The following is a 23,366-nucleotide window of genomic DNA, read 5'->3' as shown; positions in this document are numbered from 1 at the left end:
TCATCCCTCCGAGGGTTTCTCATGACTGATCAGGCTTCCAACAAAATGTGGGGCGGACGCTTTGCCGCCGGTCCCGATGCGATCATGGAGGCAATTAATGCCTCGATCGGATTTGACCAACGTATGGCCGCCCAAGACATTGCTGGCAGCCGCGCGCACGCCGCGATGTTGGCCGCGACCGGTATCATTACTGATAAAGATGCCGAAGCCATCCGGGAAGGCTTGCTCACGATCTTGTCAGAGATCGAAGCGGGCGACTTTGCCTTTTCGACAGCCTTGGAAGACATTCACATGAATGTTGAGGCGCGGCTGAAAGAGATCATTGGCGCGCCTGCAGGCCGTCTGCACACGGGCCGGTCGCGGAATGATCAGGTGGCGACGGATTTCAAACTGTGGGTGCGCGACCAATTGGATGCCTTTGAGGGTGGTTTGCTGGCGCTGATTCAGGCGCTTCTGGGGCAGGCTGAAACCGGGGCGGATTGGGTCATGCCCGGCTTTACCCATTTGCAGACCGCGCAGCCGGTGACCTGGGGCCATCACATGATGGCCTATGTTGAGATGTTTGGCCGCGATCTGAGCCGGGTGCGCGATGCGCGGCGGCGGATGAATGAAAGCCCGCTTGGGGCTGCAGCCCTGGCGGGGACGTCATTCCCGATTGATCGGGACATGACCGCAAAGGCGCTGGGCTTTGACCGGCCTGCGGCGAATTCACTGGATGCGGTCAGCGACCGGGATTTTGCGTTGGAATTTCTATCCTGTGCCTCCATCTGTGCCATGCATTTGAGCCGGTTTGCAGAAGAGCTGGTGATATGGTCCTCCGCCCAGTTCCGCTTTGTCGCCCTGTCTGACCGGTTTTCGACCGGATCCAGCATCATGCCACAAAAGAAAAACCCCGATGCGGCTGAGCTGATCCGGGCCAAGGTGGGGCGCATCTTTGGGGCCAATACGGCGCTGATGATGGTGATGAAAGGCCTGCCGCTGACCTATTCCAAAGACATGCAGGAAGACAAAGAGCAGGTCTTTGATGCCGCAGACAACCTGATGCTGGCGCTGGCCGCCATGGAGGGCATGGTCCGCGATATGACCGGTCAGCAAGAAAACCTTGCCGCTGCAGCGGGCTCAGGTTTTTCCACCGCGACAGACTTGGCGGATTGGCTGGTGCGTGTGCTGGGGCTGCCCTTCCGCGATGCGCATCATATCACAGGCGCGCTTGTGGCCATGGCAGAAGGGCAGGGATGCGACCTGCCGGATTTGACCTTGGAGCAGATGCAATCGGTGCATGCTGAGATCACCCAAAGTGTATTCGATGTGTTGGGCGTGCAAAATTCGGTGAATTCGCGTATGTCTTACGGCGGTACGGCACCCGAACAGGTGCGTGCGCAAATCGCCCGTTGGAAAGAGGTTTTGGCATGAGAACGGCAATCCTTGTACTTTCGTTGTTGGCGGTGGCGGGCTGTGGTGCGGATGGTGAGCCGGTTCAGCCGACGCGGGATGCAACCATCACGCTCACGGATGCGGGCCTGTCTGGGACGGCCCGGTTAGGAATCACACAGGGGCCTCTTACCGTGTCCATTGGGGCGGGGCTGTGAGAGCGCTATTGCTGCTTGTTCTCATAGGCTTGACCGCCAGTTGCGGGCCGCCAAACTTGGACGGTGATCCGGCAGGGCGCTCAGATACGCGCCAGCAGCCTAGCAATTATCAACCTGGGGTCCATATCTCTGGTCACGCCAATGTCGGCGTGGTTCGGAGTTTCTGATATGTCGCCACTCAGACTGATCTACCTTGCCCTTGCGATCTGGGGGGCGATCCACCCGATGTATTATTTCATCTCTTGGTTTAACGAAAATGGCTATGACATCATGGCGATGGTGGATGCCTGGCATGTCAACACTGCGGGCAGTGGCTTGGTCTGGGATCTAACCATTGCGGCGGTGACGCTGACGGTTTGGATCATCGCCGAAGTTGCCGTGCGGCGGAATTGGACCGCGCTGATTGCCATTCCGGCCACGTTCTGTATTGGGGTGTCTTGCGGCCTGCCATTGTACCTCTTTCTGAGGTCTGCGCCTGTCCGCTAGGGCGGAATTGAGTTTTATTGGAAAGATGAAGCATGGACCATTTCCTTTATCGTGATGGCGCGCTTTTTGCTGAGGATGTCGCAATTTCTGAGATTGCCGCCGCGGTAGGGACGCCGTTCTATGTTTATTCCACGGCAACGCTGTTGCGGCATTTCCGGCTTTTTGATGAGGCGCTGGAGGGCATGGATCATTTGGTCTGTTATGCGATGAAGGCCAATTCCAACCAGGCGGTTTTGCAGACCCTGGCCCAGGCGGGCGCGGGCATGGATGTGGTGTCGGGTGGTGAGTATCGCCGTGCGCGGGCCGCGGGCGTGCCGGGTGAAAGGATTGTGTTTTCTGGCGTGGGCAAGACCCGCGACGAGATTCGCTTGGCCCTCGAAGGGGGGATCCGACAGTTTAATGTGGAGAGCGAGCCTGAGATGGCTGTGCTGGATGCCACGGCGCGGGAGATGGGCGTTGTCGCCCCGATCACCGTGCGGGTGAACCCGGATGTGGATGCCAAGACCCATGCCAAGATCGCGACAGGTAAGTCTGAGAATAAGTTTGGTATTCCGATTGCCCGGGCGCATGAGGTGTACCGCATGGCCTCTGAGATGGCCGGGCTGAAGGTGATTGGCATTGATGTGCACATCGGCTCTCAGCTCACTGATTTGGCCCCCTACGAATTGGCCTATCAAAAGGTTGCGGAGTTGACGCAAGCCTTGCGGGCAGAAGGGCATGAGATCACGCGGCTGGATTTGGGCGGTGGCTTGGGCATTCCTTATGAGCGGAGCAATGCCGATCCGCCATTGCCGTCGGATTATGGCGCGTTGGTCAAGCGTACCTTGGGGCATCTGGGGTGTGAGATTGAGATTGAACCGGGGCGGCTGATTGCGGGCAATGCGGGGCTGATGATCAGCGAAGTGATCTATGTGAAATCTGGTGAGGGGCGGGATTTTCTGATCTTGGATGGGGCGATGAACGATCTGATCCGCCCGGCCATGTATGACGCTCATCATGACATTGTGCCTGTGATTGAACCGTCCCCCGGGACAGAGATGCAGCCAATGGACATCGTGGGGCCGGTTTGCGAATCTGGCGATACCTTTGCCAAGCAGCGGCCCATGCCGCCCTTGCAGGCCGGTGATCTGGTCGCGTTCCGCTCAGCCGGGGCATACGGCGCGGTGATGAGCAGTGAATACAACTCTCGCCCGCTTATTCCGGAAGTTCTGGTGAAAGACGATCAATTTGCGGTTATTCGCGCACGTCCAACCTTTGACGAAATGATAAATCGCGATACCATCCCTGAGTGGCTTTGAGGCTATTGTGCCCAGGCCCCTGAGGGAGCACGGCACATGACCAGTTTCACCCCTAATGATTTGCGCAAAGGGATGGCTCAGCTGCGTTGGCCGTTGCGCTTGACCCGGTTGGGCATGTTGGCCGAACGCCTTGCACGCGCGCTGTGGCCGTTGATGACGGTTGTGTTGCTGGTTTTGGCGGCGTTGATGCTGGGGTTGCAGGACTGGGTCGCGATTGAGGCGGTGTGGGCCATTGCGGTGGCCGCCGTCCTGGCAGCAGGTGGGGCGCTGATTTATGCGCTCAGGCGTTTTCGCATCCCCTCACGCGGCGAGGTGCTGGCCCGATTGGATGCCAGTTTGCCAGGCCGTCCCATTCAGGCGCTGATGGATGATGCCGCGATCGGCGGCAGTGATGACGCGTCGATGGCCGTTTGGCGTGCGCATAAACAGCGTATGGCTGCCCGTGCCGCAGCGGCAAAGCCTGTGGCAGCTGATTTGCGTGTGTCAGATCGTGACCCTTATGCGTTGCGCTACGTGGCCGTGGTGGCCTTTGCGGTGGCGTTGCTTTTCGGGTCCATCTGGCGCGTGGGGTCGGTGGCGGGCATGGCACCGGGGGGGACGGTTTGGCCAATGGGCCCATCTGGGAAGGCTGGGCAGAGCCGCCGCGCTATACCGGCTTGCCGACCCTCTATTTGAATGACCAATCCGCCGGGACGCTTGATTTGCCCGAAGGTACGTTGATTACCCTGCGTTTTTACGGCGAAGTTGGGGCACTGACCCTGGCCGAGACCGTGTCTGGACGCACGGACAATGTGCCCGCAGCCTCTGATCCGGTACAGGATTTCACGGTTTTACAAGAAGGCCAGTTGGCCGTTGAAGGGCCGGGTGGGCGCGTCTGGGCCGTCACGGTGCGGCCAGATGATCCGCCACAGGTTGAGATTTTGGGCGCGCCAGAGGTTGCGGCCCTGGGTGAGATGCGCCTGCCTTTCGGAGCGCAGGATGACTATGGCGTTGAGGTGGGTGAGGCGCGGATCACCTTGGATCTCGCCTCAGTTGATCGCCGGTACGGCTTGGCGCTGGCCCCTGATCCGCGTGCGGAGATCACGGTTGCCTTGCCCACGCCCATTGCCGGCAACAGGCGGTCCTTTGAAGAAAACATGATTGAGGATTTCTCCAAGCATCCCTGGGCGAACCTGCCGGTGGTGTTGCAGTTAAATGTGCTCGACGCCGCTGAGCAAAGCGGCATGTCAGACCCGGTTGAGATGATGTTGCCGGGGCGGCGGTTTTTCAATCCTGCGGCGGCGGCCCTGATCGAAATGCGGCGCGACCTGTTGTGGTCTCGGGACAACGCTCCACGCATGGCACAGGTATTGCGGACGGTGGCCTACCGCGGGGAAGACATTTTGCGGAGTGAGACCAACAGCCTCAGGCTGCGTCAGTTGATTGGCCGCTTGGAACTGCGGGCGCGCTACGGCGTGGATGAGGAGTTCCAAAATGAGCTTGCGGAGGATCTTTGGGGGTTTGCGCTGGAGCTTGAAGAAGGCGTGTTGGCCGATGCCCTTGAGCGGTTGCGCCGTGCGCAAGAGCGGCTGCAAGAAGCGATGCGCAATGGGGCGTCGGATGAGGAAATCGCCGAGTTGATGGATGAATTGCGCCGCGCGACCGAGGAATATTTGCGCCAGTTGCAGCGTCAGCAAGCCCAGGAAAACGGAGAGCAGCGCAACCAAAACGAAGGCCAGCAGGGCCAAGACCAAGGCATGCAGATGACCCAGGATGATCTGCAGCGCATGATGGACCGTATCCAAGAGCTGATGGAGCAAGGCCGCATGGCCGAGGCTGCTGAGGCATTGCAGCAGTTGCAGGAAATGATGGAGAACATGCGCGTGACCGAAAGCCAGCAAGGCCAGGGTCAGCAGTCGGCGGGTGAACAGGCGATGGAAGGGCTGGCCGATACGCTGCGCGAACAGCAGGGACTAAGCGATCAGGCCTTCCGCGACCTGCAAGAGCAGTTCAATCCGGGCGCGCAAGCGGGCGAAAGCCAGGGCAATGAGGGCCGCAATGGTGGCGAGGGCCGCGGCCAAAGCCATGAGGGCCAAAATGGCCAGTGGTCAGGGCAGTGGCGACCAGCAGGGGGAAGGCCAGCAGGGCCAATCCGCTGAGGATAACATGGCAGAAGGTTTGGCCGACCGTCAGCAGGCGCTTCGTGATGAGCTTAGCCGCCAGCAGGGACGGTTGCCCGGTCAGGGCACGCCCGAAGGGGATGCCGCGCGCGATGCGCTGGACCGTGCCGGTCGCGCGATGGATCAGGCGGAGCAGGCCCTGCGCAATCAGGATTTGGCCGAAGCGATCGACAACCAGTCACAAGCGATGGAGGCCTTGCGCGAGGGGATGCGGTCCTTGGGTGAGGCGTTGGCGCAGGAACAGCAAAACCAGCAACCCGGACAGGGCAACGCGGAATCTGATCGGCGCGCTGACAACCGTGACCCCTTGGGCCGTGAGCAAGGCAGCAACGGCGCGAACAGCGGCGAAGGACCACTGGCGTTAGGCCAGAATGATGCCGGAAGGGCACGAGAGCTGCTGGATGAAATCCGTCGCCGTTCGGGTGAAACGGCCCGTCCTGAGGTGGAGCGGGATTACCTTAACCGGCTGCTTGATCGGTTTTGATGGCAAATGAGAATGAGGGTTAGGTGGCCACGGATAGGCCACGGCCCGCATACCGTGGAGCGATAAAACGCGTCAGCCCCCGGTCTGCGTTGCCATGTTGTCGAGCCAGCCCAGTAGGGCATTGACCTGCGTGGCCAAAGTAAGGCGCATGTTATCGACCCAGACCACATAGCTGTTCAGGAATGAATCCGCTTGGGGCACCGCCTGCGAGATGTCTGGCGCGAAAACGTAGATCAGTGACAAAACTGAGATGATGGCGAGCGTAAAGATGAACCCGCGCCGGAACCCGCCACGTTGTTTTTTGGCACCGCCCCCGGCCCCAAGTTCCGCCCGGGCATCCGCATCCACACCGCTTGGGCTGTTATCGCTGCGCAGGGTGGAGTTGATCTCTTCAATATCAGGCAAAAGCTCCCGCCGGGATGACATGGCGGCTGCTGTTGCGGCCGCCTCTGCGGCAGGCTCCGGTTCACCGCGCATGCGAGCCATGCGCCGCTTGGCATCCAGGGCGCGCTGTTCAGCTTCCTCTTCCGAAGGGCCTTTTGGCGGTGCGGGCGGCGGCGTTTCGTCTACCGTCTCAAGCCCCAAATCAGGCTGACTTTCTAGAACGTCGGCTTTGCGGCGCTGGCGGGCTTCAAATTCGGCCTCAGCCTCCTGTCGCAGGATGTCAGCCACGGCTGGATCAAGCTGGCGGCGTTCGGGTTCAGGTGCAGGCGGTGGGGCGGGCGGTGGCGGTGGTGCCACTTCTTCGTCGTCGGCAGGGGCCTCTGGGGCAAGCGTCAGATCGTCGGCTTCAACCGGTGAGTGATCCGGGTGATGCTGAAACCAGGTTTGTCCGCAATTTGAACACTGAACATCCCGTCCAGAGGTCGGAACGACCTCATCGGGCACTTCATACCGTGCGTCACAATTTGGGCAGGTCAGCCGCATATGGTATTTCGCCAATCATTAATCGCAAGATTTGCGCACTTTGCCCTAGCATATGGTCAACACGCGCGTGGGAAAAGTGCTATCTGATGACAAAGCGCGGAACTGCTGGATTGAATCCGCAGCGGTGCTGAGGCACAACAGGGCCAACAAGAAGGGTGCGTGTGTGATCGAGCTGGACAATGTGGCCTACAGCTATGGCGGCGGCGAATTGCTGTCGGACATTTCGCTTAAATTGGCACCGGGCTCGTTCCACTTTCTCACCGGGCCGTCCGGATCGGGCAAGACGACATTGATGAAACTGTGCTACGGCGCGCTGCTGCCAACCGCGGGGCATGTGCGTCTGTTTGAAGCGGATGTGCGCAGCTTTACCCGTGATGACATTGCCGTGGTGCGCAGGCGTGTGGGCGTGGTGCACCAGGATGTGCAGTTTCTGGACCATTTGTCAGTGACCGATAACGTCGCATTGCCGTTGACCGTATCGGGTCGCCATGCCGAAGCTGCCGGCAGTGATCTGACGGAATTGATGACCTGGGTGGGTCTGACTAACCGCGCCGATGCCATGCCGCCTGAGTTGTCGGGTGGTGAGCGCCAGCGCGCCGCATTGGCCCGTGCGGTGATCATGTCACCTGACGTCATCCTTGCAGATGAGCCGACGGGCAATATTGATTGGGAAATGTCGCAGCGGCTGCTGCGGTTGCTCATTGAGCTGAACAAGATGGGCAAAACTGTGCTGATCGCGACCCATGACTTAAGCCTGATACGCGCCACCAAAAGCCACGTGCAGGCCCGCGTGTTGCGGATTACCAACCGGCGCATTCAGCTGGCGGGAGCGGATCTGTGACCGGTGCGCTGGCGTCGCTTCGGGCCGTTTTCGTCAGTGACGGCTATTCTGACCGGGTGGTGCCGCCCTCGGGTTTTACCGCGCGCCTGACCGTATTGGCCGCCGCAGCGATGGCGTTTTTAGCAGTTTTTGCCATGGCGCTGTCTTTGGCGGCGGGCCGTTTGTCAGACCGTTGGGGCGAAGAGCTGGCGCGGTCGGCGACCATTCGGATTGTGGCCCCGCTGGATCAACGTGCGGCGCAAACTGACGCGGCCCTGCGGATCCTGGAAACCACGCGGGGCGTCGTCTCTGCCCGCGCGCTGAGTGATGCTGAACAGCAGGCCTTGCTGGCCCCGTGGTTTGGCGCAGAGCTTGCCCTGGACGCGCTGCCGGTTCCACGGCTGATCGAAGTGAATGAGACATCTGAGGGGATCGACGCGGCGGGGCTGCGGCTGAGGCTTGCGGCCGAAGTGCCGGGGGCGGTTCTGGATGATCACAGCCGTTGGCGCGAACCGCTGGTCAAAGCCGCCTCTCGGTTGCGGCTGTTGGGCTGGACGTCGCTGGTGTTGATCGCGGTCGCTGTGGCGGTGATGATCACCCTGGCGGCCCAAGCGGCCTTGGCGGCCAACGCTCAGGTGATTGCGGTGCTGCGCTTGGTGGGGGCCACGGATGACTATATCGCACAGGCCTTTGTGCGGCGCTTTCGCTGCGCGCGCTTTCTGGGGCGGCAAGCGGGACGTTGGTTGGATTGCTCGCTCTTGCGGCGTTGCCAGCGGCGTCGGATACGGGGGGCTTTTTGACGGGGCTTGGGTTACAAGGGCTGGATTGGTTTTGGCCCGTTTTCATACCGGTTTTGGCAGGTGTGGTCGCCTTTGTCGCCACTGCGGCGGCAGCGCGGCGCGCCTTGGGGGAGTTGGCGTGATGCTGCAGTGGATACGCTCCATCATCTATATCGTGCAGGCAACCGTGGCGATGCCGATATTTGGCTTGTTGTTTGCGCCATGGGCCATGTTTTCAAAAACGGGGGCCTACACTGCCTGCCGCAGCTATGCGGCCTGGTGCATGTGGAGTGCCAGATGGCTGATCGGTCTGCGCTGCGAAGTGCGCGGTGAGGTGCCAACAGGAGAAGTGTTGGTGGCAGCCAAACACCAGTCTTTCCTGGATATCATGATGATTTTCCACATCCTGCCACGGGCGAAGTTCATCATGAAGAAACAGATCCTGTGGACCCCCGTGATTGGCCAATACACCAAGCGGATGCAGATGATTTCGGTTGATCGCGGCAAACGGGGACAGGCGATCACCAAGATGATGGAAGACGTTCAGTCGGGCCGTGTCGACCCTGGACAGATCGTGATTTATTCCCAAGGCACGCGCGTGGCCCCCGGGGCCAAGGTCCCCTACAAGGTGGGCACCGCTGTGCTCTATGAACAGCTTGGTCAGCCTTGCGTGCCTGTTGCGACCAATGCCGGCTATTTCTGGCCGCGTCGCGGGCTTTACCGTCGTCCGGGGTTGGCCGTGGTGGAGTTTTTGTCCCCCATTGCGCCGGGGTTGCGAAAGGATGCTTTCATGGCGCAGTTGGAAGAAACGGTTGAGACGGCTTCTGACAAGCTGTTGGTCGAAGCAGGCTGGCGGCCAGATGCGTAAGATCCAAGATATTCCGGCGCTAGAGGCGCTTTACGGCACGCCCGGCACGCCTGCGCTTCGGAAAGTGGCGCAGCAGATGACCCCGCTGTATCGCAAATGGATCATGTCCTCTAAGCTTTGTGTGCTCAGCACCGTGGGCCCTTTGGGCACGGATGGCAGCCCGCGGGGGGATGATGGCCCCGTGGTGCTGGAGCTTGATACCAAAACCCTCGCCATGCCCGACTGGCGCGGCAACAATCGTTTGGACAGTCTGCGCAATATCGTTGAGGACGGGCGCGTGTCGCTCATGTTCATCGTGCCGGGATCGAACAATGTTGTCCGTCTGAACGGGACCGCCTTTTTGACCGATGATGCCGATCTGCGGGGGCGGTTCGAAAAGAAGGGGCGCCAGCCCGCGACGGTGATCGTCATCACCATCGCCGAGATCTATACCCAATGCGCCCGCGCGCTGATGCGGTCCGGCACCTGGGCGGGCGTTGATGAAAGCGCGGGCCTGCCATCAGCAGGCGAAATCCTGGCCGAGATGACCAGCGGTGAAGAGTGCGGCGAGGCCTATGACAAGGCTTGGGCACCTCGTGCAGCCAAGACGATGTGGTAACACGCCGCTAAAAACTGTCGGTTCGACTAAATCTCGCCACTTTTGACCCTTAATTCAGGATCAAAAGAGCAGCGAGGGAACCGGAATGCAGACAGGTTATGAGTTTCTAGACCGTTTTATTGAGAACGCGCGCGAGGTGATGCTGTATCCGTTCGACGCGGATCAACGCATCTATGTGACCTATTTGGCGACATCCGCGATCATCGCCTTTGTCATTTACCAGATTGCGCGACGGCGCGGGGAAGAGACCGAAGGCAGCTTTTTGCGCTTTCTGTTCCCTAAACGGGTGTGGAGCCATCCGTCAGCATGGCTCGACCTGCGGTATTTCTTTTTTCACCGGATCACGGGGCATTTTCTGGTGATGCTGGCCGGTGGTGGCACAAGCGTGCTGATCTACCGTTGGATAACTGGCATTGAAAATCCGGTCGCTTTGGCCGCGGACAACATTCTGCCCCCAGTGAGCGAGTTGGGGATCTCAGTGATCTTCATGTGCGTTTCGCTGGTCGTGATCGACTTTATCGCTTGGCTGGCCCACTATCTTCAGCATAAGTCGGTGTTCTTGTGGCAGTTTCACAAGGTGCACCACAGCGCCGAGGTGATGCATCCGGTCTCCAATTTCCGCGAACACCCCGTTGATAACTTGCTTTATGTCGTGATGACGGGTGTAGGTTATGGCGCGATCTTTGGCATCGCGACGAACTGGGTGGGCTTCACCCCAAGCGTGCCAAGCCTGTTGGGCGTGCCAATCTTCCATCTGCTGTTTAACGTGGCCGGGTACAATTTGCGGCATTCGCACATCTGGCTGCGCTGGCCGGGAAAGCTGTCGATGGTGTTTCCTTCACCGGCCCACCACCATGTGCATCACAGCTGCCATCCTGATCACATCGACAAGAACTTTGCCTTCATGCTGCCGGTCTGGGACGTGATTTTCAGAACCTACCACATGCCGGACGATAATCGGGATGTGAAGTTTGGCATCGGCAAAGAAGATAAGGGTGAATTTACCAGTTGCGCGCGGCTCTACTGGGTGCCTGTGCGCGACGCTTACCGGGTGGTGAAACGTCGGTTGGTCAAGAAAAAGGCCACGCCCCAGAAAGAGGCGCGGCCATCGCAAATTCCTGCTGAGTAGCGCTACATGTGGATCGGCCCATCGCCACAGGCAAGGGCCGCTTCACGCACCGCCTCAGAGTAGGTCGGATGCGCATGGCAGGTCATTGCCAGATCCTGGGCTGAGGCACCAAACTCCATCGCCACGCAGACCTCATGGATCAGATCACCCGCCGATGGGCCGATGATGTGGCACCCTAAAATGCGGTCAGTCTCCTGATCCGCCAGGATTTTCACAAAGCCATCAGCGGCAAAGTTTGCCTTTGCCCGGCCGTTCCCCATGAAGGAGAACTTGCCGACCTTGTAGGCGCGCCCGGCCTCTTTCAAAGACGCTTCGGTTTCGCCTACGTTGGCCACCTCAGGATGCGTGTAGATCACGCACTGGGATCACGCCGTAGTTCACATGCCCGTGCTGACCGGCAATGACCTCAGCCGCGGCCATGCCTTCGTCTTCTGCCTTGTGGGCGAGCATCGGGCCTTCGATCACGTCCCCAATGGCATAGATGCCCGGCACGGACGTCCGCCACTGCGCGTCAACTGCGATCTGGCCCCGTTCGGTCATCTTGATGCCAAGCGCGTCGTGGCCCAGGCCATCATGGAATGGTTTGCGCCCTGTGGCGACCAGCACCACATCGGCATCCAGCACATGTTCGCTGTCGTCTTTGCGCAGCTTGTAATGCACCTTGGCTTTCGTTTTGGTTGCTTCGGTCTTTTGGACGGCCGCCCCCATGATAAAGTTCAGGCCTTGCTTTTTGAGTGTGCGCTGGAAGGTTTTTTGAACCTCCGGATCCATGCCGGGAGTGATCACGTCAAGGAATTCGACCACAGTGACCTCAGCGCCCAGCCGGGCATATACGCTGCCCAGCTCAAGCCCGATCACACCCGCGCCGATGACGACCATCTTCTTTGGGACTTTGCCAAGCTCCAATGCACCGGTTGAGGTGACAACGACCTTTTCGTCCACTTCAACGCCGGGCAAAGACGACGGCTCAGAGCCGGTTGCGATGATGATGCTCTTGGCGTCGTGCACCTCATCGCCGACCTTGACCTTGCCAGCCTCAGGGATGGAGCCCCACCCCTTGAGCCAGTCGATCTTGTTCTTTTTGAACAGAAACTCGATGCCGCTGGTGTTGCTTTCGATGGTTTTGCCTTTGTAGGTCAGCATCTGCTTCCAATCCACGGAAGGCGATTTGCCCTTAAGACCCATTTCAGCGAAGTTATGTTCGGCCTCATGCAGCATGTGACTGGCATGCAAAAGCGCCTTGGACGGGATACAGCCGACGTTCAAGCAGGTGCCGCCCAAGGTGTCGCGCCCTTCGACGCAGGCGGTTTTCAGGCCAAGCTGTGCACAGCGGATGGCGGCGACATAACCGCCGGGGCCGGAGCCGATCACAATGACATCATAGCTGGACATGGCAGTCTCCTTTGGAGCGATTTTTCATGTTGAGAGAACGGTAGGGGGCGCTGCCCCGCGGCGCAAGCGCCGCCCCCCGGAATTGTAATTGGAAAGATGAAGTCACCAAAGCGGGAGCGTCATCAGGGCCAAACCGGCCAAAGACACGAACCAGGCGATGGACCGCACAAGCGGCAAGCCGGAGGCGTAGCAGGGCACATAGGCGACGCGGGCCCAGAAATAGAGCGCGGCACCCATGGCCGTCGTCTCAGTTCCTAGCCCCGTGATGGCCAAGATCGCCGCCAGCGCAACGAAGGCTGGCAGAGTTTCAACGTAGTTGCGCAAAGCCCGCTGCACCCGTCCTGCAATAACGCTTTGGTCGCGTGCGTCGTCTTGGGGGCCAAGCGCCCAACCGATGCCTTTGGACAGGTCCGACAGGGTGGCCTGTATCAGGCAGTGCGCAACCAGCAGCACTGCGGCATAAAACAGATAGGTAAGTTCGGCGGGCATTACATCGTCTCCTGCAGTGGGTCAGGCAAGGGGCCTGACCCAAGCGTGATTTAGATATCCATCAACAGACGGCGTGGATCTTCCATCATCTCTTTGACGCGTACCAGGAAGGTCACAGCGCCCTTGCCGTCGATCAAACGGTGATCATAGCTGAGCGAGATGTACATCATGGGCCGGATCACGACCTCACCGTTCAGGGCCACGGGGCGGTCCTGGATCTTGGCCAGGCCAAGGATGCCGGACTGTGGCGGGTTGAGGATCGGCGCGGTCATGAGTGAGCCGTAAACACCGCCATTGGAGATGGTGAAAGTGCCGCCGGTCATGTCGCCCATGGTCAGCTTGCCATCGCGGGCTTTCTTGCCCGGGCGGCCCACCTCTTTCTCGATCTCAGCGAAGGACATGCTGTCGGCGTCTTTGATCACGGGCACCACGAGGCCCGTTGGTGTGCCTGCGGCCATACCCATGTGCACGTAGTTTTTGTAGATCACATCGGTGCCGTCGATTTCGGCATTCACCTCGGGGATCTCTTTCAGAGCGTGGCAGCAGGCCTTGGTGAAGAAGGACATAAAGCCCATGCGCACGCCGTGCTTCTTTTCGAAATCAGCCTTATAGGCGTTACGGATGGCCATCACCTCTGTCATGTCGACCTCATTAAAGGTCGTCAGGATGGCAGCGGTGTTCTGCGCCTCTTTCAGGCGGCGGGCCATGGTTTGTTTCAGGCGTGTCATGCGCACACGTTCTTCGCGGGCCGCATCATCTGCGGCAGAAGGCGCGCGTGCGGCGGGTGCTGCGGCAGCTGCGGGGGCGGCGCTGGTGCCTGCGGCGATGGCTTTGGCGACATCCTCTTTCATCACGCGGCCATCGCGGCCTGTGCCAGTGACCTGATCGGCACTCAATCCGGCCTCGGCCATCGCTTTCTTCGCGGAAGGTGCGTTTTCAACGTCCTTGCCAGATGACGTGGCAGTGGGGGCCGCTGCAGGGGCTGGGGCGCTTGCTGCTGGGGCCGCTACGGCTCCGGCACCTGAGGCGATGACGGCAAGTTTGCCGTTGGCCTCAACTGTGCTGCCTTCGGGGGCGATGATTTCTGTCAATGTGCCTGCCGCAGGGGAGGGCACTTCAACCGAGACCTTATCTGTCTCCAGCTCACAAAGCATTTCGTCCTGCGCCACGCTGTCGCCGACGGCCTTGAACCAGGTCGAAACGGTGGCCTCTGTTACGCTTTCGCCCAAGGTTGGGACCATGACATCCACAGCGCTGCCTGAGGATGCCGCCGGGGCTTCAGCAGCAGCGGCGGCTGGGGCTGGATCATCTGCTGGGGCGGCAGCGCTTGCACCTTCGGTGATGTTGGCCAAAAGCGCGTTGACGCCCACGGTTTCCCCTTCGCCAGCCACGATATCAGCCAGCGTGCCAGCGACCGGGCTGGGGACCTCAACTGTTACCTTGTCTGTTTCCAACTCACAGAGCATTTCATCCACCGCGACGCTGTCGCCGGGTTTCTTGAACCATGTTGCAACTGTCGCTTCCGTTACGGATTCGCCCAAAGTGGGGACGCGTACTTCAGTCATTTCTTTGATCCTTTGAGTGTCAGCGCATCATTCACGAGGGCTGCTTGTTGGGCTTTGTGGGCTGAGGCAAGGCCCGTCGCAGGTGAGGCGGCGGCGGCGCGCCCTGCATAGGTGGGCCTTGTGTATTTGGCTTTGATCCGGGTCAGAACCCATTCGATGTTAGGCTCAATAAACGACCACGCCCCCTGGTTTTTGGGCTCTTCCTGGCACCAGACCATTTCCGCGTTTTTGAACCGCTCCAGTTCCTTCACGGCGGATTGGGCCGGGAAGGGATAGAACTGCTCAAACCGCATCAGATAGATGTCGTCGATGCCGCGGGCGTCGCGTTCTTCCAGCAGATCAAAGTAGACCTTGCCTGAGCACATCACCACGCGCTTGATCTTATCATCGGCGACCAGCTTGGTGTCGGAGTTGCCGTGTTGTGCGTCATCCCACAGCACCCGGTGAAAGGAGGAACCTGTGGTGAACTCATCGGCGGTGCTGACGGCCAACTTGTGGCGCAAGAGCGATTTGGGCGTCATCAACATCAGCGGTTTGCGGTAGCTGCGGTGCAGCTGGCGGCGCAGGATGTGGAAGTAGTTCGCAGGCGTCGTGCAATTGGCAACGATCCAGTTATCGCCGCCACACATGGTCAGGAAACGTTCCAGACGTGCTGAGGAGTGCTCAGGCCCCTGTCCCTCAAACCCATGCGGCATCAGGCAAACGAGGCCTGACATACGCAGCCATTTGCTTTCGCCTGAGCTGATGAATTGGTCGAACATGATTTGCGCGCCATTGGCAAAATCGCCAAACTGGGCTTCCCAAAGCGTCAGCGCGTTTGGCTCCGCCAGTGAATAGCCGTACTCAAACCCAAGCACCGCATATTCTGACAGCATTGAGTCGATCACTTCGTACTCAGCCTGACCTTCGCGGATGTGGTTCAGAGGGTAATAACGCTCTTCTGTTTCCTGGTTCACGATACCTGAGTGGCGCTGTGAGAAGGTGCCGCGGGTCGAATCTTGTCCCGCCAGGCGCACTTTGTACCCTTCGGTCAGCAATGAGCCAAAAGCGAGCGCCTCAGCCGTGGCCCAGTCAAAGCCTTTGCCGTCGGCCAGCATCTTTGACTTTGCATCCAAAAGACGCCCCACCGTTTTGTGCAGCGGGAACCCTTCGGGCACGGTGACAAGGGCCTTGCCGACCTCAGCCAGCGTTTCCTCTTTGATCGCGGTCTGGCCGCGTTGATATTTTTCTTGCTGCGTGTCCAAGCCGGACCATTTGCCATCCAGCCAATCGGCTTTGTTGGGGCGGTATTCTTTGCCGGCCTCAAACTCATCGTTCATGCGCTTTTGGAAGTCGGCCTTCATGTCCTCAATCTCGCCCTCAGGCACCAGACCGTCTTTGACCAAACGTTCAGAATAAAGGCTGAGCGTTGTTTTGTGGCCTTTGATCTTTTTGTACATGACCGGGTTGGTAAACATCGGCTCGTCGCCTTCGTTATGGCCAAACCGGCGGTAGCAGATCAGGTCGATGACCACATCTTTGCGGAACTTCTGACGGAATTCCGTGGCCACACGGGCGGCGTGCACCACCGCCTCGGGGTCATCCCCGTTGACGTGGAAGATCGGCGCTTCGACCACCAAGGCGTTATCCGTGGGATAGGGCGAAGAGCGCGAGAAATGCGGCGCGGTGGTAAAGCCGATTTGGTTGTTCACCACGATGTGCATCGTGCCGCCCGCCTTGTGGCCCTTCAGACCAGAGAGCGCGAAGCATTCCGCCACCACGCCTTGTCCGGCAAAGGCCGCATCGCCATGCAGCAACAGCGGCATGACAGATGTTCGGGTATCATCGTTAAGCTGATCTTGCTTGGCACGGGCCTTGCCCAGCACCACGGGGTTCACTGCCTCTAGGTGGGAAGGGTTGGCCGTCAGCGACAGGTGCACAGAGTTGCCATCAAAATCGCGGTCAGAGGAGGCCCCAAGGTGGTATTTCACGTCACCAGAGCCATCGACATCCTCAGGTTTAAAGCTGCCGCCTTGGAATTCGTTAAAGATCGCTTTGTAGGGCTTCTGCATCACATTCGCGAGCACAGAGAGGCGGCCCCGGTGGGGCATGCCGATCACGATCTCTTTCAGCCCCAACTGGCCGCCACGTTTGATGATCTGTTCCATCGCGGGCACAAGGCTTTCGCCGCCATCAAGGCCGAAACGCTTGGTGCCCATGTATTTTACGTGCAAGAACTTCTCAAAGCCTTCGGCCTCAACCAATTTGGACAGGATCGCTTTGCGCCCGTTCTTGGTGAAAGCGATCTCTTTGCCGTAGCCTTCGATGCGTTCTTTCAGCCAACCGGCTTCTTCTGGGTTGGAAATATGCATGTATTGCAGGGCAAAAGTGCCGCAATAGGTGGCTTTGACGATCTGAACGATCTGCTTCATCGTCGCCACTTCGAGGCCCAGAACATTGTCGATAAAGATCGGGCGATCCATGTCGGCATCCGTAAACCCGTAGGCTTTCGGATCAAGTTCGGGGTAGTCGCCCATGTCGCGCATGCCCAGCGGATCCAGATCAGCGGCCAGATGCCCCCGGATGCGGTAGGCGCGGATCAGCATCAAGGCGCGGATGGAATCCAGGACGGCTTGTTTGATTTGATCATCGCTGACCTCAACGCCTTTTTCGGCGGCTTTGGCTTTGATTTTATCGCCTGCGGCGTTTTCCTCCACCGGCTCCGGCCAAATGCCGGTCAGTGCGCCCATCGTGTCCCCAGTGGGTGACGGTGGCCAATCACGCCGCGCCCAAGACGGGCCAGCCGCTTCGGCTTCGACCGCGGCACGCTCATCGCCCATCGCTTTGAAAAACACGTGCCAGGCTTCATCCACCGCCGACGGATCAGAGGCATATTTGGCGTAGAGTTGTTCAAGATAGGCCGCATTATCCCCTTCCATGAACGAGGACGCGTGGAAGTGATCGTTGGTGGGTTGTTCTGTCATTATGTCACCTATGTGAGCAGGCGTTTGGGATTAGGCAGAAGCGCCTGGGGTGGGCCGTAGGCGTTTGGCCCGGGATCGCTGGGGCGGGTGAGCCACCAGATATAGAGAAGAAACACTGCCAGGCTGATCAGGCTGAGAATGCCGCCGAAGGCCATCGCACCAAAGCTTGGCAATTGTCCGCTGGCCATCGCTTCTTCGCTTGGCATGTCGGGGGACAGCAACGTGCTGATCAAACTCAGCGCAAAGGGAATGGCGATGTACCATCCGGGGCGGCCTGTATCCTGAAGCCGTCGCCAGCCAACGGCAAGCGACGGGCAAAGGATGGCAAGAGAAAACACCAAGGCCAGGGGCCACCAGATCAACTGCGTTACAACAGACCCGATCACGATGGCCAAAACGAACCACCAATATTCGGAGCGCGCGGCACGGCCTTGGAAACTTGCGTATTTCTGGGTCAGGCAGGTGCGAACGGCTGTTTGAAAGTCCATGCTATCCTCTGTCTTAGTCATAGGCCGGCGCGAGGGCCGGCCAGTTGGTTATCCTTTTGCGATCGCTTCTTGCACCGCCTCGCCCAAGGTGGCTGGGCTGTCTGCCACGACGATGCCGGCACTGCGCATGGCTTCGATCTTGTCCTCAGCACCGCCTTTGCCGCCTGCAACAATCGCACCGGCATGGCCCATGCGACGTCCGGGAGGCGCGGTGCGTCCGGCAATGAAGCCCGCTGTTGGCTTCCAGCGGCCCTTTTTCTTTTCATCTGCGAGGAATTGTGCGGCTTCTTCCTCGGCGGAGCCGCCGATTTCACCAATCATGATGATGGATTGCGTTTCGTCGTCGGCCAGGAACATCTCCAAGACATCAATATGCTCGGTCCCTTTGATCGGGTCACCGCCGATGCCCACGGCAGAAGACTGGCCATAGCCCAGATCAGAGGTCTGCTTGACCGCTTCATAAGTCAGCGTGCCGGATCGGGATACAACACCGCAAGAGCCACGTTTGTGGATGTGGCCCGGCATGATCCCGATCTTGCAGGCGTCTGGTGTGATCACGCCAGGGCAGTTGGGGCCGATGAGGCGGCTTGTGGAGCTTTCCAGCGCGCGCTGGACGCGCATCATGTCAAGCACGGGGATGCCTTCGGTGATGCAAACAATCAGAGGCATTTCAGCGTCAATGGCTTCAAGGATCGAATCCGCCGCGAAGGGGGGCGGGACATAGATCACAGAGGCATTGGCTTCGGTCACGTGCATGGCTTCGTGCACGGAGTTGAAGACAGGCAGGTCAAGGTGCGTTTGGCCGCCTTTGCCGGGTGTCACGCCGCCGACCATCTTGGTGCCATAGGCGATGGCTTGTTCTGTGTGAAAGGTGCCTTGGGAGCCGGTCAGGCCCTGGCAGATCACCTTGGTGTTTTCGTCTACAAGTACAGCCATGTCTGTCCCTCAGTTATTGTCGTTGGTGGGCGTCAGCCGCTCCACCAGCATGAAAGTTTCGGTGCCCTGTGCGGTTTGGCGGGTCCCCACATGGACGATGGCGGTGCGGCGCGGGTTCAGTTGGCGCGCTGCAAGAAGGGTTGTGCCGCTGTGTGCTGCAAAGGATGCAGGCAGGGCGGCGGGGGTGGTGATCCCTTCGCTGTCGAGTGCGGCCTGTGCGGCTGTGGTCGCGCGTGCCGCGTAATCGCCAGCAAAGGCGATTTCGCAACGGCGATCCGTTCCGGCTGTTACCGCGCGCTTTTGGGCGGGCGATGGCGCAGCACTTGAGAAAGGATCAAGGTCATAAAAATCATACCGCGCGCCGCTAAGCGCGAAGGTCTGGCGCGCCTTTTCGGCGGTCATGAAAGGGGAGAAGCAGTTTTGTGCAAATAGTTCGATGGCCGCACGCGCGGTCGCCTTCTCGCCACCAGCATGTGCGGGCATGCTCCACATTGATGCCAAGCAAATCACCATCCCCAGGTGTTTTAGAAAACGGCGCATCATTCCGAGGTCCCCCGGAAGACCAGTGCGGAATAGACGAAAACGCCACCGTCCGCTTTGCGTTCCGTCGCGATAATCGCAGCACCGCCGTCATTAACGGCCCATCCGCGTTCGATATGCCGCGACAGCTGACGCGGCTCAACAGATCTGGCGTTAGGAAATTCGCTTGCCACGAACCGCTCAAACCGCTCCGTTTGACCGCTGCGCGCTTTTGCTCGCACCAAGCAATTGCCGGGGCCTACGGCAACCAGTGGGCGCGCATCATCGACAACATAGGCGCGTCTTTTTGCATCGCGCCAATTCGGGATGGGGACATATCCCGCCCGGCGAAGTTTGGGTTCAATCGCTGCGCGACCGGAACTGCCACCTAGGCAAAACGTCTTGAATGCCCGCACAAAGGCCGCAGGGCTGCTGCGTGGCACCTTGTTCCATTCCCGCATATTGGCAAGCTCAGCTTGATCGGCCCCAATATTTTCGGTCGTGCAGGCGGCCACGCCAAGGGCCAGCGCTGCGAGGGTCGATGTGGCCATGCCAACAGATCGACCCGCCCTTTGCCTAGGGGCGCAAAAGACCGTGACGCAGGTGCCAAAGGCTGGCGAGGAATGAACGCTTCAGCGCAGCTCATGGCGTTTAGCCCTTCACAGCCTTCACGATTTTCTGTGCGCCGTCTTTCAGATCATCCGCGGCGATCACGTCCAGACCGGAGTTGTTGATGATGTCCTTGCCCTGCTGCACGTTGGTGCCTTCCAGGCGGACGACCAATGGCACTTTCAGGCCCACTTCTTTCACCGCAGCCACCACGCCTTCCGCGATCACGTCGCAGCGCATGATGCCGCCGAAGATGTTCACCAAGATGCCTTTGACGTTGTCGTCAGAGGTGATGATCTTGAACGCCTCGGTCACCTTTTCCTTGGTCGCACCGCCGCCCACGTCGAGGAAGTTGGCAGGTTCCGCGCCGTAAAGCTTGATGATGTCCATGGTGGCCATCGCCAGGCCCGCACCGTTCACCATGCAGCCGATTTCACCATCCAAAGCGATGTAGTTGAGGTCATATTTGGATGCCTCAAGCTCTTTGGGGTCTTCTTCTGTGGTATCGCGCAGCTCAGCGATGTCAGCATGGCGGTAGATCGCATTGCCGTCAAACGCGACTTTGGCGTCGAGCACTTTCAAATCGCCGCCATCGGTGACGATCAGCGGATTGATCTCCAGCATCTCCATGTCTTTTTCCATGAAGGCTTTGTAGAGCAGCCCCATCAGGCCCACGCATTGCTTGACCTGTTTGCCTTCAAGGCCAAGCGCAAAGGCGATGCGCCGACCGTGGAAGGCCTGATAGCCGGTCGCTGGATCAACAGAGAAGCTCAGGATTTTTTCCGGTGTGCTCGCCGCGACCTCTTCGATGTCCATGCCGCCTTCGGTGGAGCAGACGAAAGACACGCGGGATGTTTGGCGATCAACCAACAAGGCTAGGTAAAGCTCTGTTTCGATGCCGGAGCCGTCTTCGATGTAGATGCGGTTCACTTGCTTGCCGACAGGGCCAGTCTGGTGGGTCACCAGGGTGCGGCCCAGCATTTTCTTGGCTTCCTCAGACGCTTCTTCAACAGATTTGGCAAGGCGCACACCACCAGCGTCGCCTGCATCGGCTTCCTTGAACTTGCCCTTGCCGCGCCCACCTGCGTGGATCTGCGCTTTGACCACCCACAATGGGCCATCAAGCTCGCCTGCGGCGGCCTTGGCATCTTCTGCCTTAAGCACAACGCGGCCATCAGAGACAGGGGCGCCAAAACTGCGCAAAAGGGCTTTCGCCTGGTATTCGTGGATGTTCATGGAAAACGGTCCCGCTATGGTTCAAGTCACCGGTGGCTGGCCGGTGAGTCTTATCTTGATGCCAACAGTTCCCCATGAAGAATCATAAAGCTAGTCAAAAGCGACATTTGTGATCACACTTGAAAAACGTGTGATCACAAATTTATGTTTTTTAACTGATTTGAGCGTGTTGGCCTGTTGGTCAAGCCTCAAAACCATTCAAATCGGATCAGATTTCTTCGCGTTTGGGCAATTTGTTCGGTCATACCACGGTTAAACAGGCGCATTGCGCCTCATGTGCGACGGCTTGGCTGACGGACCCCAACGCAAAAGCCCCGATGGCACCAAGCCCGCGCCGGCCCATCACAATCAGGTCTGCATCAATCTTGTTTGCCGTCGATAAGATCACGTTCGCAGGCAGGCCTTTGCCAAGGTGCACCTCAGTGATCTCTACCCCAAGCGCTTTGGCCTCAGATGTCGCCTGCTCGGTCACGAATTGCCCAGCTTGTGCGATCTCATCCTGTGTTGGCGGAGTGCCGATCTGGCTGACGAAAGATCCAATGACAATGGGGGGCGTATCCATTTGCGGGATGTGTACCAGGTGCAGGTGCGATGCACCTTTCTCAACCATCGTTGCAACGGCCTTCAAGGCGTTTTGCGCGTGATCGGAACCGTCATAGGCCAAAAGGATTGTCTTAAACATATCTCCACCTCCAATATTGGGATGACCCAACACTAAAGGTTGCAGGCAGTGGGGGCCTTGACCGGCGTCAAGGCCGTGCTTTGCAGTGCGTGGTAGGATACGGGGGGACGTGCGTCAGAGGGGCATCAGCGCCCAATAATCCAAGTCCAGCAGAACTTCGGGCAGGTATTTGCCATCCTCGCCGCGCAAGGCAAAAGGCGTTGTTCCCTTTGTTGCAACAAGTCGGAGACGAATGGCACCGACGCCGGGGGCGTTGGTTTCTGCTTTGTCCAGAACTTCAGACCAGGCGCGCACCGTGTCGCCAGACAGACAGGGGTTCGCATGTGCACCACCGTTCAGCCCCACGACCATCTGCGCATTGGCCAACCCGTTGAACGACAGCGTCCGCGCCATTGAGATGACGTGACCGCCATAGATCAACCGCGTGCCATCTGGCCGGGCAGAGGTATCAAAATGCACTTTGGCGGTGTTCTGCCAAAGCCGGGTGGCCATCATATGTTCGGCTTCTTCTATAGTGACGCCATCAACGTGGTCGATGGTCTCGCCGACCGAATAGTCTCCCCAGCGGTGGGTTTCACCGGCCAGCGTGAAATCGTAATTGGTGAAATCCAGACCTTGCGGAATGACAAGTTCAGATGCTTCAACCGCCTTGGGCAGGTCGGGCACCACCGTATCAGGGGCCGGGGCATCCAGATCGCGTTTGCGCACCATCACCCAACGGACGTATTCCAGCACCGCTTCGTCCCGCTGGTTCAGACCGGTTGTCCGGACATAGACCACACCCGTTTTGCCATTAGAGTTCTGCTTAAGGCCGATCACTTCGGATTGGCTGCGCAGCGTGTCACCGGGCCAAACCGGAGCCAACCAACGCCCTTGCGCGTAGCCAAGGTTTGCGACCGCATTCAGTGAGACGTCCGGCACGGTTTTGCCAAAGACGATATGAAACGCGACCATGTCATCAAGCGGGCTGCTTGGCAGACCACAGGCCTGGGCAAACTGATCTGAGGAGTAGAGCGCATGCCGTGCGGGATAGAGCATGTGGTAAAGCGCGCGTTCACCCAAGTTAACGGTCCGTGGCACGGCGTGATGGATGGTTTCACCAACAGCGTAATCTTCGAAAAAGCGTCCAGGGTTCGTTTTGGCCATCAGTGCTCTCCCAGTTTTGTGTCAGGCGTGTAGGTGCCTGGGACCTCTTTTGTGACGGCCTGACCACAGCGCATGATGCCGGCGGCATGATCCCAGGTTTGCGTCGGCGCGCCGTAAAGCTCCCATCCCTTGTTCAAAGCGTCAGTGACCTTGTGGCAGAATGCTGAGGTGTCTTCTTCGGATAAGAAGCGATAAAGTTTCATG

20 protein-coding genes and 3 pseudogenes are annotated in these 23,366 nt (G+C 59.1%); 10 read left to right on the top strand and 13 right to left on the bottom strand.

The features are described 5' to 3' along the window. Positions 1–21 precede the first annotated feature (21 nt). From argH to ACZ1HM_RS16320, 5 genes and pseudogenes are all read left to right on the top strand, one after another. Positions 22–1,413: an argininosuccinate lyase gene (argH, locus tag ACZ1HM_RS16340; protein WP_472743719.1), complete on the top strand. Its 1,392-nt coding sequence runs from the start codon at positions 22–24 to the stop codon at positions 1,411–1,413. Continuing rightward, the gene (locus ACZ1HM_RS16335; protein ID WP_472743718.1) at positions 1,410–1,589 is read left to right on the top strand and encodes a hypothetical protein; all 180 of its coding nucleotides are present in this window, start codon (positions 1,410–1,412) and stop codon (positions 1,587–1,589) included. Before argH ends, ACZ1HM_RS16335 begins: the two co-directional genes overlap by 4 nt. 168 nt (positions 1,590–1,757) lie before the next feature. Further along, positions 1,758–2,075, top strand: a complete 318-nt coding sequence (locus tag ACZ1HM_RS16330) for a DUF2834 domain-containing protein (RefSeq protein ID WP_472743717.1) — start codon at positions 1,758–1,760, stop codon at positions 2,073–2,075. A gap of 32 nt (positions 2,076–2,107) precedes the next feature. Next, positions 2,108–3,373 (top strand): diaminopimelate decarboxylase, encoded by a 1,266-nt coding sequence (gene lysA / locus ACZ1HM_RS16325; RefSeq protein ID WP_472743716.1) that lies wholly within the window; start codon positions 2,108–2,110, stop codon positions 3,371–3,373. A 36-nt stretch (positions 3,374–3,409) separates the two neighbouring features. Continuing rightward, a pseudogene (locus ACZ1HM_RS16320) lies at positions 3,410–6,016 on the top strand (TIGR02302 family protein). A gap of 72 nt (positions 6,017–6,088) precedes the next feature. Here the strand turns inward: ACZ1HM_RS16320 and ACZ1HM_RS16315 are convergent. Next, positions 6,089–6,943, bottom strand: coding sequence for a zinc-ribbon domain-containing protein (locus ACZ1HM_RS16315; RefSeq protein ID WP_472743715.1), 855 nt, complete (start codon positions 6,941–6,943; stop codon positions 6,089–6,091). A gap of 163 nt (positions 6,944–7,106) precedes the next feature. On the opposite strand from ACZ1HM_RS16315, the gene ACZ1HM_RS16310 reads away from it, so the two are divergent. The 5 genes and pseudogenes from ACZ1HM_RS16310 (at position 7,107) to ACZ1HM_RS16290 (ending at position 11,137) form a co-directional block, all read left to right on the top strand. Further along, complete coding sequence (locus tag ACZ1HM_RS16310) at positions 7,107–7,784, top strand: cell division ATP-binding protein FtsE (protein ID WP_472743714.1); 678 nt, start codon at positions 7,107–7,109, stop codon at positions 7,782–7,784. Next, positions 7,781–8,685, top strand: a pseudogene (locus ACZ1HM_RS16305) (cell division protein FtsX). The gene ACZ1HM_RS16310 and the pseudogene ACZ1HM_RS16305 overlap by 4 nt, the downstream one beginning before the upstream one ends. After that, a complete protein-coding gene (locus ACZ1HM_RS16300; RefSeq protein WP_472743713.1) occupies positions 8,685–9,410 on the top strand; it encodes a lysophospholipid acyltransferase family protein in 726 nt (241 codons plus the stop codon). The pseudogene ACZ1HM_RS16305 and the gene ACZ1HM_RS16300 overlap by 1 nt, the downstream one beginning before the upstream one ends. Further along, positions 9,403–10,008: a pyridoxamine 5'-phosphate oxidase family protein gene (locus tag ACZ1HM_RS16295; RefSeq protein ID WP_472743712.1), complete on the top strand. Its 606-nt coding sequence runs from the start codon at positions 9,403–9,405 to the stop codon at positions 10,006–10,008. Before ACZ1HM_RS16300 ends, ACZ1HM_RS16295 begins: the two co-directional genes overlap by 8 nt. 85 nt (positions 10,009–10,093) lie before the next feature. Further along, entirely contained in the window at positions 10,094–11,137 is a 1,044-nt protein-coding gene (locus ACZ1HM_RS16290; RefSeq protein ID WP_472743711.1) for a sterol desaturase family protein, read from the top strand. Positions 11,138–11,139: 2 nt separating this feature from the next. Here ACZ1HM_RS16290 and lpdA read toward each other — a convergent pair. The 12 genes and pseudogenes from lpdA to ACZ1HM_RS16230 all read right to left on the bottom strand — a co-directional run bounded on the left by lpdA (position 11,140) and on the right by ACZ1HM_RS16230 (position 23,365). After that, a pseudogene (gene lpdA / locus ACZ1HM_RS16285) lies at positions 11,140–12,529 on the bottom strand (dihydrolipoyl dehydrogenase). Positions 12,530–12,631: 102 nt separating this feature from the next. Next, on the bottom strand, positions 12,632–13,018 hold the full coding sequence (locus tag ACZ1HM_RS16280; RefSeq protein WP_472743710.1) for an MAPEG family protein: 387 nt from the start codon (positions 13,016–13,018) through the stop codon (positions 12,632–12,634). 50 nt (positions 13,019–13,068) lie between these two features. Continuing rightward, positions 13,069–14,583 (bottom strand): 2-oxoglutarate dehydrogenase complex dihydrolipoyllysine-residue succinyltransferase, encoded by a 1,515-nt coding sequence (gene odhB, locus ACZ1HM_RS16275; protein WP_472743709.1) that lies wholly within the window; start codon positions 14,581–14,583, stop codon positions 13,069–13,071. Next, entirely contained in the window at positions 14,580–17,546 is a 2,967-nt protein-coding gene (locus ACZ1HM_RS16270; protein ID WP_472743708.1) for a 2-oxoglutarate dehydrogenase E1 component, read from the bottom strand. The genes odhB and ACZ1HM_RS16270 overlap by 4 nt, the downstream gene beginning before the upstream one ends. Before the next feature lie 8 nt (positions 17,547–17,554). Further along, entirely contained in the window at positions 17,555–18,034 is a 480-nt protein-coding gene (locus ACZ1HM_RS16265) for a DUF805 domain-containing protein (protein WP_472743707.1), read from the bottom strand. Between the two features lie 48 nt (positions 18,035–18,082). Beyond that, positions 18,083–18,970, bottom strand: coding sequence for a succinate--CoA ligase subunit alpha (gene sucD / locus ACZ1HM_RS16260; protein ID WP_472743706.1), 888 nt, complete (start codon positions 18,968–18,970; stop codon positions 18,083–18,085). A gap of 9 nt (positions 18,971–18,979) precedes the next feature. Further along, positions 18,980–19,453 carry a succinyl-CoA synthetase subunit beta gene (locus ACZ1HM_RS16255; RefSeq protein ID WP_472743705.1) on the bottom strand — a complete coding sequence of 158 codons (474 nt, stop codon included), beginning with the start codon at positions 19,451–19,453 and terminating at the stop codon, positions 18,980–18,982. 56 nt (positions 19,454–19,509) lie between these two features. After that, positions 19,510–20,040, bottom strand: coding sequence for a hypothetical protein (locus ACZ1HM_RS16250; RefSeq protein ID WP_472743704.1), 531 nt, complete (start codon positions 20,038–20,040; stop codon positions 19,510–19,512). A gap of 100 nt (positions 20,041–20,140) precedes the next feature. Beyond that, positions 20,141–21,334: an ADP-forming succinate--CoA ligase subunit beta gene (gene sucC / locus ACZ1HM_RS16245; RefSeq protein ID WP_472743703.1), complete on the bottom strand. Its 1,194-nt coding sequence runs from the start codon at positions 21,332–21,334 to the stop codon at positions 20,141–20,143. A 241-nt stretch (positions 21,335–21,575) separates the two neighbouring features. Next, the gene (locus tag ACZ1HM_RS16240; protein WP_472743702.1) at positions 21,576–22,016 is read right to left on the bottom strand and encodes a universal stress protein; all 441 of its coding nucleotides are present in this window, start codon (positions 22,014–22,016) and stop codon (positions 21,576–21,578) included. Between the two features lie 114 nt (positions 22,017–22,130). Then, entirely contained in the window at positions 22,131–23,162 is a 1,032-nt protein-coding gene (locus ACZ1HM_RS16235; protein ID WP_472743701.1) for a MaoC family dehydratase, read from the bottom strand. Next, positions 23,162–23,365, bottom strand: coding sequence for a DUF1737 domain-containing protein (locus ACZ1HM_RS16230; protein ID WP_472743700.1), 204 nt, complete (start codon positions 23,363–23,365; stop codon positions 23,162–23,164). The genes ACZ1HM_RS16235 and ACZ1HM_RS16230 overlap by 1 nt, the downstream gene beginning before the upstream one ends. Between the last annotated feature and the right edge of the window lies 1 nt (position 23,366).

The organism is Sulfitobacter sp. GN1-4 (assembly GCF_055693825.1).
This window is presented reverse-complemented; position numbering and strand designations above follow the sequence as displayed.